This is a genomic window from Desulfosporosinus nitroreducens (assembly GCF_023897015.1).
GTDB lineage: Bacteria > Bacillota > Desulfitobacteriia > Desulfitobacteriales > Desulfitobacteriaceae > Desulfosporosinus > Desulfosporosinus nitroreducens.
In genome coordinates, this window is sequence record NZ_JAMHFY010000005.1 from 219,639 (window position 1) to 234,231 (window position 14,593).

General features: G+C 39.5%; 14 protein-coding genes. All 14 read right to left on the minus strand.

The genetic code is table 11. The annotated features are described in order from the left end of the window. Positions 1-2: 2 nt before the first annotated feature. On the minus strand, positions 3-1,175 hold the full coding sequence (gene neuC / locus M8E35_RS08145) for a UDP-N-acetylglucosamine 2-epimerase (RefSeq protein ID WP_252468354.1): 1,173 nt from the start codon (positions 1,173-1,175) through the stop codon (positions 3-5). Further along, a complete protein-coding gene (gene neuB / locus M8E35_RS08150) occupies positions 1,172-2,170 on the minus strand; it encodes an N-acetylneuraminate synthase (RefSeq protein WP_252468355.1) in 999 nt (332 codons plus the stop codon). The genes neuC and neuB overlap by 4 nt, the downstream gene beginning before the upstream one ends. After that, positions 2,163-2,807: an acetyltransferase gene (locus M8E35_RS08155; RefSeq protein WP_252468356.1), complete on the minus strand. Its 645-nt coding sequence runs from the start codon at positions 2,805-2,807 to the stop codon at positions 2,163-2,165. Before M8E35_RS08155 ends, neuB begins: the two co-directional genes overlap by 8 nt. A 4-nt stretch (positions 2,808-2,811) precedes the next feature. Next, positions 2,812-3,852, minus strand: a complete 1,041-nt coding sequence (locus tag M8E35_RS08160; RefSeq protein WP_252468357.1) for a sugar phosphate nucleotidyltransferase — start codon at positions 3,850-3,852, stop codon at positions 2,812-2,814. Continuing rightward, positions 3,849-5,036 (minus strand): LegC family aminotransferase, encoded by a 1,188-nt coding sequence (locus tag M8E35_RS08165; protein ID WP_252468358.1) that lies wholly within the window; start codon positions 5,034-5,036, stop codon positions 3,849-3,851. Before M8E35_RS08165 ends, M8E35_RS08160 begins: the two co-directional genes overlap by 4 nt. A 19-nt stretch (positions 5,037-5,055) precedes the next feature. Next, positions 5,056-6,039: an NAD-dependent 4,6-dehydratase LegB gene (locus M8E35_RS08170; RefSeq protein WP_252468359.1), complete on the minus strand. Its 984-nt coding sequence runs from the start codon at positions 6,037-6,039 to the stop codon at positions 5,056-5,058. 474 nt (positions 6,040-6,513) lie between these two features. Further along, entirely contained in the window at positions 6,514-8,337 is a 1,824-nt protein-coding gene (locus tag M8E35_RS08175; protein WP_252468360.1) for a motility associated factor glycosyltransferase family protein, read from the minus strand. Between the two features lie 90 nt (positions 8,338-8,427). Continuing rightward, on the minus strand, positions 8,428-9,603 hold the full coding sequence (locus M8E35_RS08180; RefSeq protein WP_252468361.1) for a flagellin N-terminal helical domain-containing protein: 1,176 nt from the start codon (positions 9,601-9,603) through the stop codon (positions 8,428-8,430). Between the two features lie 325 nt (positions 9,604-9,928). Next, positions 9,929-10,162 (minus strand): carbon storage regulator CsrA, encoded by a 234-nt coding sequence (gene csrA / locus M8E35_RS08185; RefSeq protein ID WP_252468362.1) that lies wholly within the window; start codon positions 10,160-10,162, stop codon positions 9,929-9,931. A 1-nt stretch (position 10,163) separates the two neighbouring features. Further along, positions 10,164-10,622 carry a flagellar assembly protein FliW gene (fliW, locus tag M8E35_RS08190; protein WP_252468363.1) on the minus strand — a complete coding sequence of 153 codons (459 nt, stop codon included), beginning with the start codon at positions 10,620-10,622 and terminating at the stop codon, positions 10,164-10,166. Positions 10,623-10,779: 157 nt separating this feature from the next. Beyond that, on the minus strand, positions 10,780-11,328 hold the full coding sequence (locus M8E35_RS08195) for a DUF6470 family protein (RefSeq protein ID WP_252468365.1): 549 nt from the start codon (positions 11,326-11,328) through the stop codon (positions 10,780-10,782). A 31-nt stretch (positions 11,329-11,359) separates the two neighbouring features. Beyond that, positions 11,360-12,265 (minus strand): flagellar hook-associated protein FlgL, encoded by a 906-nt coding sequence (gene flgL, locus M8E35_RS08200; protein ID WP_252468366.1) that lies wholly within the window; start codon positions 12,263-12,265, stop codon positions 11,360-11,362. A 13-nt stretch (positions 12,266-12,278) separates the two neighbouring features. Continuing rightward, complete coding sequence (gene flgK, locus M8E35_RS08205; protein WP_252468367.1) at positions 12,279-14,060, minus strand: flagellar hook-associated protein FlgK; 1,782 nt, start codon at positions 14,058-14,060, stop codon at positions 12,279-12,281. A gap of 3 nt (positions 14,061-14,063) precedes the next feature. Then, positions 14,064-14,546, minus strand: a complete 483-nt coding sequence (locus M8E35_RS08210; RefSeq protein ID WP_252468368.1) for a flagellar protein FlgN — start codon at positions 14,544-14,546, stop codon at positions 14,064-14,066. Positions 14,547-14,593: the final 47 nt, after the last annotated feature.

Genomic DNA, 14,593 nt, shown 5'->3' on the forward strand with positions numbered 1-14,593 from the left:
GATTAATACACTCTCCTCACATCATAAAAACTCTTTTTAAGGTTAATCTCATTATTGTATAAAAAATCCTTTATGACAGCAATAATTTTTCCAGAAGTTTTCCCATCACCATAAGGACTTATTTGATTAGCAATATCTTGTTTAAATTTTTGTGTTCTTGCGGTATTTATGCTCTCGATTATTACGTTCTTTTCTGGTTCACAACATATAACCGAATTTGCACAAATTCTACCCTTTTGCCTATCTCCAATATTAATCGTCGGTTTATTAAAGCTTGGGGTTTCCACGATTCCGCTGGACGAATTACCTATGACCATTTCACAATATTTCATCGCAGAAAGGTAACGCAATACACCCATAGAAGTAAAAGCAATGGCATTTTCTTTTTTCTGGCAGTATTCATCTATTTTTTTATTTATTGCCCGACCATTTGCATCAGCATTCGCTTTTGTAAATATGTAATTCAACCCTTCGGTCTCATCAAGTGCTGAAAGTAGCTCTTCAAGGTGCTTTGTTGCAGTATTTTGTTCTAATGTTACGGGATGAAAAGTTACAAGAGCATAAGGGCAATCTAAATCAAAGTCTATGCTTAACGCCAGCTGATCTTTTGCCATAAGAGGCAACCTTAAAATGTTCTCCACACCTATTGCACCAACATTGAAAACCCGGTCCGGTGCTTCCCCCATATTTATTACACGTTGCCTATATTGATCAGTAGCAGTGAAGTGTAAATAACTCATTTTACTTATTGAATGGCGGAAAAATTCATCGACCGCCCCTTCCGTTGTTTCCCCACCATAAAGATGAGCAATCGGTATACATGCAACTGCAGCAGCAGTAGCAGCAGCAAATATTTCAAATCGGTCTCCTAACACTACGACCATATCAGGTCGGTTCTTTTCGAAATACTCTGAAAAACCGATTACACCAATTCCAATAGACTTGGACATAGCTTTATATGAGTCATCATCTTGTAGAACATCAATTTTAGCATCTATTGATATACCATCCGCTTCGATCTCTTTATATGTATAACCAAAATCTTTAGACAGATGCATACCCGTTACCACAATCTTAATCTCAAAACTATTTGTACTTATTACCTGATTTATAACAGGCCTTAAGAGACCATATTCTGCTCTTGTACCAGTCACTATACAGATTGTTTTTTTCATAACTCTATTAACTCATCTTCGCAAAAATTACGTTTTGCGCTCTTTCCCAGTACTTCAAACCATTTCATAGGAGAAATCCCATTACCGGGACGCTTAACCGTTATATTATCTTCCGTTAAAAATTCCCCTTTAACAATATTTCGCTTGGCAACAATGCTTTTCCGAGCTACCTCTTTATTAGGTGTTTCAGATTTTGATGGTCGTTTTATTCCATCCCCTAAAGCAACTTCAATATTCCTGATAGATGTCACCATGACTTTGAGTTCCTGTGGATCAAGGCTTGCCCTATGATCTGGTCCCTCCATACTTTTATCAAGAGTAAAGTGCTTTTCAATTACTGTAGCGCCTAGAGCTACAGCGGCTATAGGCGCTTCAATCCCTAGCGTATGATCCGAATAGCCAACTGCAAGGCCAAAACGTTCCTTTAACGTAAGCATTGCCCTAATGTTAGCATCATCAAAAGGAGTAGGGTATTGTGTATTACAATGTAACAATGTTATTGTCCCAGCTCCATTTTCTCGAAGTACCTCTAATGCCAAACTCACCTCATCCAAATCACTCATCCCCGTTGACATTATTACAGGCTTGCAAGTGCTTGCGATTTTCATCAGGTACGGCAAGTTAGTTATCTCTCCTGACGGCACTTTATATATTGGCATTTCAAGCCTTTCTAACAAATCTATGCTTTCTAAATCAAATGGCGTGGAAAGAAATAATATTTCCTTTTCTTCACAATACTTTTCAAGTTCCTCAAAATTAGAAAAATACAGTTCCAATTTCCTAACCATTTCCAGCTGGCTTTCATCAGCCTCGGTATTCTGCTTTTGATATTCTGCCTTTTGGGCCGCTTTCGACACTAGACTCTCTGCTTTAAAGGTTTGAAATTTGACAGCATCTGCTCCTGCACTTTTTGCGGTGTCTATCAATTTTTTTGCTAGCTTTATTTTGCCGTTATGGTTTACTCCGGCCTCGGCTATAATAAAAGTTTTACTCATTATTTCTCACCACTTTAAAAGGATTACCGAAAGCAACAACCTTACTTGGCACATCGCGGATAACAATACTTCCTGCTCCTATTATGCTGTCATTTCCGATATTTACACCTTGAATAACCGTAGAGTTAGCACCAACATGCGTACGAGCACTTATTTTAACATCTCCACAAATAACAGCACCAGGTCCTATATGTGTGAATTTATCTATACAACAACTATGCTCTATAATAGCCCCCGTATTTATTATCGCCATATCTCCAATAATGCTCTTTGCATTAACTACTGTGTTCCTACCTATGAAAACACCCTCACCAACTGATACATCACTTCCGATATTTGAAGAAGGGTCGATTATCGCAGGTAAGGTAAAGCCTATATCCTTAAGCATATATAACAGTTTTTCTCTCAAAGAAGTATTTCCAATACTTCCAACTGTAACAAACGCATACATAACACCACTATTAAATACTGACTTTAATATTGGATCCTTACCTATAACCTCATACCCTAATATCTTTTTACCGACAACAGCGCCCGCATCAGTAATTCCAACTATTTCATATTCCTCCTTTGATTGTATGCTCTCTATGACACTGAGGGCATGTCCACCTGCACCTACTAGAACAATTTTCTCCACGGACTCACACTCCCAATTCTTTTCTCATCTCCTCCAACTCTTCAAGCTGTCCCATATCGAGCCAGCATCGTTCGCTAACAGGAAAAACTCCAATCTTCTCTCCTAAACTTTTTTGTTGCTCAATAATGTCAGGAAACCCTATTGCTTTATAATCCTTAATCCTATCTACGACTTCGGGTTCCACAACATAAAATCCAGTATTTGTCAAAAACGAGTATTCTGGTTTCTCTATCATTGTAGCAATTTCGCCTTTACTATCCATATTAATTATTCCGTAAGGAATAGTGAGATGCTTATAAGCTGCCACTATTGTGATCTTATTTCCATTCTGCTTATGAAAATCAAAGATCTCCTTATAATTGGCCCTGATAAGCACATCACAATTTGTTAAGAAAAAGGTAGTCTCCACCTTTCCTTTAAGAAGACTAAGCCCTCCTCCTGTCCCTAAGGGTATATCCTCGTCATGGAATTCTAGTTGATAATCCTTTTCAGCATCGCTAAAGTAAGCCTTAATCATATTTCTTTTATGATTGACAATTAAATGAAATTTGTTACATTCATACTCCATAAATTGATTAATTATATGCTCTGTAATAGGAATTTCGCCGATTGGGATGAGTGGTTTCGGCAATATTTTTGTATATGGATGAAGTCTCGTCCCCAATCCACCCGCCATTATAACTACTGGAGCATTTACAGAATGGTCACGTCCAATCTCGTAGTCTTTAAGAAAAACAACGGATTGTATTTCAAACCTTTTATTCAACACAGGTAACGATAATATCGACCATTTCTTCATTAATTCTTGAGCATTATTCTTATCTTTATCATAGATAAACCGCGGCTTATAATTGGCAATGTCTTTTACCTTATCTTCTAAATTCCCTCCACGAAGTAAATGCCTTCTTATATCTCCGTCAGTAATAATTGCTTTCAGTTTATTATTTTCAACAACTAGCAATATTTGCTTGGCTGTTACATCAATATGTTTCATCGCCTCCAGTACACTTTGGTTTTCATTGATAAACAATGTCTCTATATTCAAAATTCCACCCCTTTGTTATGAATGACCTTAATTTTATCGATTACTCTGTACACATCGTCCGAAGACAGATTGCTACTACAGGGAATATTTATTATTCTATTATAAAATTCAAATGCCTTTTCAATCTTATAAGTCTGGTCATGCAAATAAGGTCTTTGTTCATGAATGAGCCCCCATAGAGGGCGGGTTTGAATATTAGCCTTAGCTAAACTTTCAATTATCTTGTCGCGGGGGTATTTGTCTGGATTAACAATATACAAGGAATAAAACCAGTAGTTTGAACGAATATCGTCTCTGAAATCGAATATCCTAAAGCCACCCATTTCATCATCATTTATACTACTTTTGTATATGCTATAGTTTTCTTTCTTTGTAGAAATAAAACGTTCAAGTTGTTCAAGTTGCGCAACCCCTAATGCTGCCTGTAGGTTGGTCATTCTATAATTATACCCAACCTCATTATGAATAAAATTAACAGCGTCATCCTTTGCCTGTGAAGAGAGATATTTAGCTCTTTTCATGATGTCTGAATCCGTGGAAACCATCATCCCTCCTCCACCAGTAGTAATAATTTTGTTACCATTAAAAGAATACACTCCAATATTGGCAATTGTTCCAGCATATCTATCCTTATATCTACCTTTAGTGTAGAAGGTCCCTAATGCCTCCGTAGCATCTTCAATTACTTTGAGGTTATATTTTTCGGCAATATCCATAACAGCTGACATATCTGCCATGTTCCCAAAAACATGCACAACAACCACTGCTTTTATATGTCTTCCGGAAGAATTGTTTATTAGTTTGTTATCTATAAAATCACATTCCGTCTGGCAAAACTCCTTCAATTTCTCCATATCCATGCACAACGAATCATCGCAATCCATAAAAACTGGATATGCATGCAAATATTTAACTGGATTAACAGCGGCTATAAATGTCAGAGTAGGCACTATTACCTCATGATCCGCTTCCACGCCTGATAAGATCAATGCCAAATGCAAACCAGCAGTTCCACTTTGACAAGCAACGGCCGATTCCACGTTCAAATAATCAGCAAATTCCAACTCATATCTGTCTATGTAGGCACCCCCAGTAGACACCCATTCCGCTTCTACTGCATCAGTTAGGTATTTCAGCTCGTTGCCCTTCAGGTTGGGAACGGATAATGGTATGAATTCATCCATAAGATCACTTCCATATCTATTACAGATTATATATGTCCGCTTTATATCGATCCAAATTCTCCTTAAGAAACGTTATCGTCTCGGCTAGTCCCTCTTCTAGAGTGTACTTAGGCGCCCATGCTGTAAGTCCCCTAATCTTTTCATTTGAACCCAGTAACCTATTGACCTCACTTTTTCCCGGCCGAAGTCTTTCCTCGTCACATATTATCCTTGCATTAGGGTTTATCTGATCAATTAATTTCTGGGCAAGCTGACCGACTGATATTTCCAGTTGAGTCGCTATATTAATCTCTTGTCCTATTGTCTTATCAGACCTTGAAATATCAATAAAGCCCTGGGCAGTATCTTTAACATAATTAAAATCTCGTGTTGGAGTAAGCGCCCCCAGCTTTATTTCAGTAATTCCCGCTAATAGCTGGATAATAACTGTTGGAATTACTGCCCTGGCTGATTGACGAGGCCCATAGGTATTAAAGGGACGCACTATAGTGATAGGCAATTCAAAACTTCGATAAAAGCTCTCGGCTAATCTGTCAGCCCCAATTTTAGTGGCTGAATAAGGAGATTGTCCTTGAAATGGGTGTTCCTCATCAATTGGCACATACCGTGCAGTGCCATAAACCTCCGAAGTTGAGGTTACCAGAATTCTTTTAGTATCTAATTCTCTAGCTGCTTGCAGTACATTTAGAGTTCCTTTTATATTAGTATCGACGTAGGAATCAGGCGAATGATAGCTGAAAGGAATTGCAATTAAAGCAGCAAGATGGAAGACCTCATCTACTTCTTTCATAGCTACTCTTACACCATTAGGATCACGGATATCCCCAGCAAATATTTCTATTTCGTCTAACAGCTCTTTAGGGAACGTGTCAAGCCATCCCCAATTATTGAATGAATTATAATACACAAAAGCTTTTACTTTTTCGCCATTTTTTATAAGCTGCTCTACAAGATGACTACCTATGAAACCGTCAGCACCCGTAACCAATATTTTTTTGGACATGTTTCAAACCTCGTCTCCTATGTTTTATTGGCTCCAAGAAAGTTATCCCTAAAAGTGCATCAATAGATGTATTATGCGCATATGAGCTTAACAACCGGCATCTGTCCATCTGTCGTCCACAGGATGATCTTTTAGATAAACAAAACCTCCTGTATCCACACTAATCTGGAGACTGATCTAAACTCTACCCGTAATCCTATCCACGGGCTAAAATTCTGGAACGTTTATTATACTTAAGCACAACCACATTTCAGATCTAAACGAGGATTCATAAAAATTTTAAATTTTATTAAAAAATAGGTAAAAAAGATCCTGGAGACGTTTCCCCAGGTTCATGATTATAACATTAAGCCATGTTCTCTAATTATTATACCATGAAAATGGTCTTAATCTTGTTTTATGTTGTCTTGGCGGTTATTCGGAAATCAATATAATTATATTAAATTTCCGATAATTCATATTCATGACTCAGTTTTAATCTAAATGCTCATTCTGGACTTTCCAAGGAAAATTCTCTTGAATAACCTGTATAATTAACCATATTGCATTTTCAATCATCTCACAAAGCTCAATCTGTACTATCAAGTTTTGTTTTAGGCTTTCGATTGAATCACTTTCTTCTATAGCCTGAAATTTCTGTACAAGTATAGCCAATGCCCCTTGAATATTATGGTATAACAATTGATCTGTATTTATTGCTTTAAAATACACATCGGTCTTTTTCATAGAAACGTATAACTTTTGAACTTTCTTCTCCGACATAGAATCTTCCCATTCCCGATTGTACCGTTTCAATACATTCAAGTGACTCTCAACGTCAACCCGGTATTCTTCTAGGTTCCTAATATAGTCATTTATTTTATTTTCCACTTCATTCCATTCAATAGCGTAAGGTGGAATTTTCTGCATCTCTTCGTAAACGTTAAATTCTTCGATGCAGTATTCTTTTACAACATCGGCTAAGGCTTGTTGGGTAGTTCCTTGGATTTTTGCGCCACCTTCTGTAGCATTGATTATTAATCTATCAGTCGTCGTGATAAACATGTTTTCAAAGATTGTTTTGAATTCTATCCAAATCTTTCGAGTCTTCACCTGGCCTCCATGATATCCTTGAACAAGTAATTCTTCACCCTCTTCATTTAGGGGCTTTTTATCATAAACGGTACCACTGGCATGAGTCCCTTTCTCCCCTTCAGCCAGATCCTGCCCAACCATTACAATAGGCGAGGCCCCAACATGGAGAGCGAATCCAACTGCTAAATGGGCGCAAGAAGCACCCATCCACATATAGTGATCCGGGGACAATCCTAACTTTTCGCCAAGCCATAAATATTCGCGAACGCTAGAACGCATTGGAAGAACTGCCCTGTTCTTGAACTTCTCAACAATTTTGGGGTCAGCAACCAAGGATGACACGAGATATAGACTAGACGGATACTCCTGCTTCTCATAGAAATATTCCCATACGATTTCTCCGCGCTCAACGGTACAAATGAAGTCAGGGGTAATACCATGGTCTAAAAGTTTTTTGGCAATAGTGTCTACTGCAATAATAATTCCTTTTCCTTGGGCTTCTTTTAGCTGACTAATATTCTTATCTAAAGATGGACCCGCCGCCACAATAAAAGCAGGAACTCGGGTAAAAGCACCTTTAAGTTTAGCCACATCCACATTATCAAACATCCATTTAATATTGTTTAGATTATTAATGAGTCCAATGAGAGAATCATGTATTGAATTACCAACATTAAAATATTTATTTTCAATAGCCATTCTTATTTCAATAATATAATCTTTTACAGAACCGCCATCATGTTTCCGATAATAAGAGTTAAAATAAAATGCTACATTTCGTAACAAATAAAAAAACTTACTTGAAAAAAGAAGTTTAAAAAGGTTTGTTAGCTTGTCAGGTTTTTCCGTCACAATAATATAATTTGTATTATCTAGTATCTTAAATCTTTCGTAAGACAACGCGTACTGTAAAAAGTACGGATTAGGTTCGATAATCACAAAAAGTGATTCCTTGTGGGCTTGGCTTGCTACTTTTTGAATTTCTTCTAAAGAGCCAATTCCAAATAAAAATATAAGTTGTTTCAAATTAGGTTTAGGTAGTTTTGTTTCATCGATTATCGGTTCAAGGATAAAAGGTTTGTCGTCTTTACCACAAAAAATCTTTACTCCGTCTACGTCCGTGCCTACATAGTAGAAAGGGGCTTCTCCCGCCTCCATATCCGCAATGAAATCCGGAACTCCTCGTTGGCTAATGACCGCAAGATTTTCTCCAAAAAGGTCCACTACGTCCCTTCACCTCCTCGATATTAATGATTGGGAATTTGCAAAATGCCCTCTCTATAGAGAGCATTTTGCAAATATTTAGTAAGAATATTATTGTAAGAGTTGAAGAACTCCTTGAGGTTGTTGATTAGCTTGTGCCAACATAGCAGTAGCCGCTTGTGAAAGGATGTTGTTCTTTTGGAAATTCATCATTTCTTTGGCCATGTCAACGTCACGAACACGGGACTCAGCAGCTGTTAAGTTTTCACTGGAGGTGCCAAGGTTGTTAATGGTATGTTCTAAACGGTTTTGGATAGCTCCCATTTTAGATCTCTCTCCAGATACGAGCTCAATAGCATTGTTGATGCTAGTAACAGCAGCAGTGGCATTCAAGGAAGTCGACATATCTAAAGCATCACCAGAAGCATCGTCACGTACGCCAATAGCTGTAGCTTTCATATCATTAAGGCCGACAAGAATGTTTTGACCACTATTTGCACCTATTTGCATAGACAGCGAATCGGCGGAATCAGTAACTTCAGCTTCGTATTTACGGAAGCTTATAGTAATACTTTCTCCAACTTTCAAGTTTTCTAGCCCAGATACATCAAAGGAGCCTCCTCCGAACGCCAAAGCCGAAAGAGCAGCACCAGTGATATCACCACTTGATATGCCAAGTGCATTTGGATCACCAACAGTATAGTTACTTCCACTAATTCCAGTACCTATTTTAGTACGGGTAATAACAATCGTACCAGTAGCAGTAATTGTACTAGTAATCGATGCAGAACTCAAAGTAACAGTGACATCAGCTTGAGTATTAAGTTGAACTGTAACTGTACCTTTAATCTCATCACGGAGTCCAGTTTTGCTACCATCAAGAAGCTTCTGGGTATTGAACTCGGTTGTATTAGCAATACGGTCGATTTCATCCGTTAGAGCATTTACTTCTTTTTGGATTTCATCACGGTCAGAAGTAGTATTAGTGTCATTGGAAGCCTGAACTGCTAACTCACGCATACGTTGGAGAATGCTGTGAGTTTCATTGAGAGCACCTTCAGCAGTTTGAATGAGTGAAATTGAGTCTTGGGCATTACGTGTAGCTTGGTCTAAGCCACGAATTTGGCCACGCATTTTTTCGGAGATTGCTAAACCTGCTGCATCGTCACCAGCACGGTTGATGCGAAGACCTGAAGACAATTTCTCTAAAGACTTTGAGGTTGCATTATTGTTGGAGCTCAATTGACGATAGGTATTGAGGGAAGCCATGTTGTGATTAATAATCATTATATATTCCTCCTTGATTTTGATGCCAGGCATCCGTGCCCGTGCATTTTTCTTTGCTGGTAGTAGGACACCCTGCCCTCCGGCCGGTTGAGCTGAAGAAATTCCTACTACACAGGCTTACTTATTTATCGTAGGTTTCCGATTGATGTCTTAGGACAAATAACCACCGATTATGACATCTATAATTCATCCTAGTCGTTTATTCTTTGAATTGCTCTGGTTTACATCTTCTTTTCTGAAAGAAGATAAAAATATGTGAAAAAGACTGGGTGCTGACTCTAACTTAAGCATTGTAATAAAAAAGAAGTAAGTTGCACAGCGCACCTTACTTCTTTATTTTCAATACCTTCAACATATCCAGCTCCGATAGATCATTAGTTACGGCAGCCTGTTTGTTTTCTGCCGCAATAGCATCGAATATCTCACCCCGGTAAATCTTAATTTCTTTTGGTGCCTCAATGGTTATACGGATGTTATCCCCTTTGACACCGACCACCGTCACCACAATGTTGTCACCGATTACAATTCGCTCGCCAATTTTTCGGGTAAGTGCCAACATATTATTTTCCCCCTTTGCCGGCGTCTTTCGGCAAGCCGTCAGGAAATAATTTATACCGGATCGAATACTCCGGTTTGTCTAAGATGACCTGCTTACCAGTACGATTGAGGACATTCATCACTAAAGGCGCTAATAAGTTCACCGTCATATCCGCCAGTTTTTCCTTCACTGTAGCAATCAGAAACACCTTAGGTGGATTTTCATTAGAGAGACCCAGCTCTTCAGCAACGTCATCCTCCAGAACAAATTCATAGTCTTTTATAAAGGCAAAAGGATCAGCCAATAAGAAGGTCAAATTAGCTTCCGTTGTAGACTGGAGATAAGAAAAAGGACTTTCTTCGCCGAGTGGTATATAGGCGAATTCCTTTTCGTTCGGAAAACCGGGAATTCCATGGAGGAATTTGAACAGTTGCTCTTCTGCCACCTCCAGCTCTCCGAATCTTGTTGACTGTATTTCCATAGTATTTCCTCCTTAGGAGAGTTTATCCAATTTCAAAGGCCCCTGCTCTTAAAAGTGGGGCACGTCAGATTCTGGAGTAGAAAGGCACACCCTCTCAGAAATCTAAATGGTCAGCTTTAGCTAAACGAGTTCATCGGGTAACTTATCCAACATCTATTTAAACCTTTACATCCACAGTTGATATCTCAATACTTGGATATTGAGTGACCTGAATATCGACGCTCCCACGTCGATAATCCTGTTTGACTGTGCCATGGTTTAGGTTTAGATCTACTTTTCCTTCGGTGGTATTGAATTTAACCGGATTTGCTTGATAATGAATGTCAGGCGAAGCGATATATGCGTAAGTAATATCGGGAACTTCGGAAACTGTGGAGTTGGCCGCTATGTCAGCGATCGCATTTGACTTGCTCTGAATCCGAGCTAACTGGTTCCCTTCCTGGACAATCCGGCCGATAGTATTCATCACAGTTTGCTTACCTTTAGCAGCAATATCCCGAGCAAAATCGGTATTGTTCTTAATGCCAATTGAGTAACGACAGGGATACTGATCGATCGTCAGTTTTCCTTGCGGTTGACTGATCTCCACTGTTGCCGCAGTGGTCTCCAGCTGCACCTTTGGTAAAGTAGTTCGTAGATTCATCTGGGCATTATTGATGTTATAATTCAGACGAATGGGCTGAGTGGAAATATTGATTCGGAGCATGGAAGCGACTCCTTCCGCTACATACTATTATTTATAGGAAATCCGCCAAAGACATCGGCATTATTCTAGCACCGATTTGAAGCGCTGTTTTGTATACATTTTCAGCGTTTTTATAATCAACAATAGCTTTAGCTACATCCACAGAATCATTAGTTGCCTGATCCCCTTCGATGATAGTATTGCTGCTATCCAGCATATTTTTAGCCATCTCGTAAATTGACATTCGAGCTCCTAATGACGAATGAGACAGCAACATTTGGTCACGATCATCCTCTATCAGTGCTAAACCAGTGTCAGAAAGCCATTCCTGATCTGCCACAGTTCCAGCCCTTAGGTGATTTTTAACATCAATTAGGTCATTTAGGATTTTTAGACCTGGTCCAAAAACATCCGTGCCAGTAAGATTTATGCTATCCTGTCTGGGAGTAGCCTCCCCCGGGTGAGTTGGCATGGAAATCTTTTCATTATCTCCATTATAGGTGATAGTATCGCCATTACGAGTAAATGGAGCAGTTTTATCACTCTGTCCGCCAAAAATGTAGCGCCCCCCTATTTGGGAGTTACCAATACTAATCATCTGGTTGATGAGATTATCGACAGTTTCTCCAATTGTCTGGATGGCAGAAGTGGGATTAGTACCATTGCTGGCCTGGATTACCTGCTCCTTGATATTAATCATAATCTTACTCAAGTCCTGCATATTATCGTCTGCGGTTTCCATCCAACTTATAGCATCTTTGGCATTCTGAGTATACTGATTATTCAACTCCATACTTGTACTAAAACGCAAGCTCCGCCCCACTTTTATTGGATCATCCGAGGGGGCATGAAGAGCCTTGCCATCCGCTAATTGCATTTGAATCTTGCTTGATTTTTCTAGGGATTTATTAAGGCTGCTCAAAAAGTTGTAACTCATCATACTATTAGTGATTCTCATATTAGATCTCCTCCTATCGGCCTACAATGCCAGTACTGTTGATTAATTTGTCCAGCATTTCATCCATGGCCGTTAATACTCTAGCGGATGCATTATAGCCTTTTTGAAATCTAATCATATCAGTCATCTCTTCATCCATATTTACCCCCGAGGTAGATGCTCTGAGATTTGTAAGCTGGTCAACTACAGTTTTCTGATTGGTATTCAGTCGCTGGGCGTCTTGAGATTGTACCCCTAAAGTACCAATCATCGCTTGATAAAACGAATCTAAAGAAACGTTACCAAGCGTAGATGAAGGTTTAGTTTTTAAGCAATTTCCAAGCAAAATGGCATTATCACCACTTGCATTGTTGTTACCAGTTGACAAGGTAAAATCATAAGTATCCGTAGCAGTAGGAGCTGGAGTGGGAGTAGTATCGACTGCAATATTAATACTCATACCCAGGACAGTAAAGGAACCCGAAGGAGCAGCAGTATAGGTAGTACCATCATCAATAGAATATTCGACATTACCTGACGAATCGACCCGGACCTTTACATCCTGCGGTGTAGCCCCGCCAGTATAAGTACCAGTAGCGGAAACCGTTGCTTTACCGGTATTTCCTTCATCAGCTGTAACCGCACTCACCAGCGAAAATGTGGTTTTAGCCGCTATTATTGCCAGTCCGCTGGTCGAATCAGTTATATCCGTGTTTACCTGTAAGGCATTAATCCAACCGCCCGTTGGTGTTACCAGTGTATAATCTGTATTCCCGGCAGCATTCCCATCACCAAAAAAGTTACGCCCATTAGTATTGTCAGTACCATAACCACTCCGATGCACAGCGTTAAAATCTTGCAATAAAAATTGGCTAACCTTTTCAAGGTTGTTCATATACCCTTTAATACCCTTTGTAGACGAATCTCGGGAATCAAGTAACGCCTTTAATTCACCTTTACCATCAGCAAAATTCACCACGTTCCCAGTATTGACAAACACAACGTTTGTTACGTCATAACTAAGATTGTCAGGGGGTGTATTTTTAGCAGTAGTCTCAGTACTCAACTTGTTACAGTAGCCTTTGGCATCTACAAGGGTCAAGCCACTGGTCTGAATCGTATACCTTCCCGTACTGTCTTCCTTAACTGAAACGTCCACCAGCTTTGACAATTCATCGACAAGCAAATCCCTGCTGTCACGCAAATCATTAGCATTGTTAGTACCACTGAATTCAGTGAAGTAGATCTGCTCGTTAAGTTTATTGATACTTTCAGAAATCTGATTGATCTTGTTAACAGTGGCAACAACTTCAGTGTTAACATTCGCCGCCGTGTCTCTCAGCTGCTCGGCAGCATGCTGTACTGCGTTAACAAGCGCTACACCCTGTTGCGCGACCGCAGTACGCGCGCTGGAATCAGAAGCATCAGTCGAGAGTGTTTGCCAAGACGTCCAGAACCGGTTAAGCACAGTTTGAATACCAGTTTCAGAAGGCTCAGTAAATACCCCTTCCATTTTAGTCAAGGCAGCACTGCTTGTTTGACTGTAACTAAGGGAGGATGATTCCTTCCACAATTGTTCATCTGTAAACCTGTCCCTCGCCCTGGTAATGGAGGCTACAGTAACTCCGCTTCCTGAATAGTTTTTATTTCGTCCATAAACCTCCCCCGATGGAGACGCCGTTACTAAGTTGACCCTTTGCCGGGAGTAACCGTCCGTACCTGCATTTGCAATATTATGCCCTACCGTCTCAAGCGAAGCCTGATTAGCATATAAACTTCGGGACAATATATTTAAACCGCCAAACGTGGAACCCATGTCTTAAATCCTCCAATCCATAAGATGCAGTTTTTTGTTTTCTTCTTTTTCCTTCTGACCGGGATACGTATAGGTATTACTCGCTTGGTGCGTCAATAGCCCTACTGTATAATCGACAATTTTCATGGCCTGTTGGAGAAGCTGAGAGTTGGTCTCATGGACTTCTTTCAATCGTATGACAACTTGGTCCAGACCAAGACGCACTTCTTCTAAAGCGGGGAAATGTTCCGCTAATTCAGCCAAAGTTAGGTCTTCGGGAGGTTTCCCCAGTTCACATCCGATTTGTTCTGCCCACATGAGACGCTCTTTTTCCATGCGATTAACTTGGATTATGAACATTTCTTCCTGAGCTGTTATTAATTCAATCTCTTGAATTTCATTTTTAATCAGAGCTTTTTGTTTCTTCTCTTCCAGGGTAAGAAGTTTATTATATAATTCAGCTTGTTCGCTTAGGTTGACTTTTAAGTTTTGAAGTGCTTCAGACACGGAAATCTCCCCCTCTAAAAGTAAGCTGGTCTAGTAGAATGAAAGAA

Coding starts and splice junctions, on each gene's coding strand:
- neuB (WP_252468355.1), bottom strand. CDS start 2,170: ATGAGTAAAACTTTTATTATAGCCGAGGCCGGAGTAAACCATAACGGC.
- csrA (WP_252468362.1), bottom strand. CDS start 10,162: ATGTTGGCACTTACCCGAAAAATTGGCGAGCGAATTGTAATCGGTGAC.
- flgL (WP_252468366.1), bottom strand. CDS start 12,265: ATGAGAATCACTAATAGTATGATGAGTTACAACTTTTTGAGCAGCCTT.
- neuC (WP_252468354.1), bottom strand. CDS start 1,175: ATGAAAAAAACAATCTGTATAGTGACTGGTACAAGAGCAGAATATGGT.
- M8E35_RS08195 (WP_252468365.1), bottom strand. CDS start 11,328: ATGCTCCGAATCAATATTTCCACTCAGCCCATTCGTCTGAATTATAAC.
- fliW (WP_252468363.1), bottom strand. CDS start 10,622: ATGGAAATACAGTCAACAAGATTCGGAGAGCTGGAGGTGGCAGAAGAG.
- M8E35_RS08170 (WP_252468359.1), bottom strand. CDS start 6,039: ATGTCCAAAAAAATATTGGTTACGGGTGCTGACGGTTTCATAGGTAGT.
- M8E35_RS08165 (WP_252468358.1), bottom strand. CDS start 5,036: ATGGATGAATTCATACCATTATCCGTTCCCAACCTGAAGGGCAACGAG.
- M8E35_RS08180 (WP_252468361.1), bottom strand. CDS start 9,603: ATGATTATTAATCACAACATGGCTTCCCTCAATACCTATCGTCAATTG.
- flgK (WP_252468367.1), bottom strand. CDS start 14,060: ATGGGTTCCACGTTTGGCGGTTTAAATATATTGTCCCGAAGTTTATAT.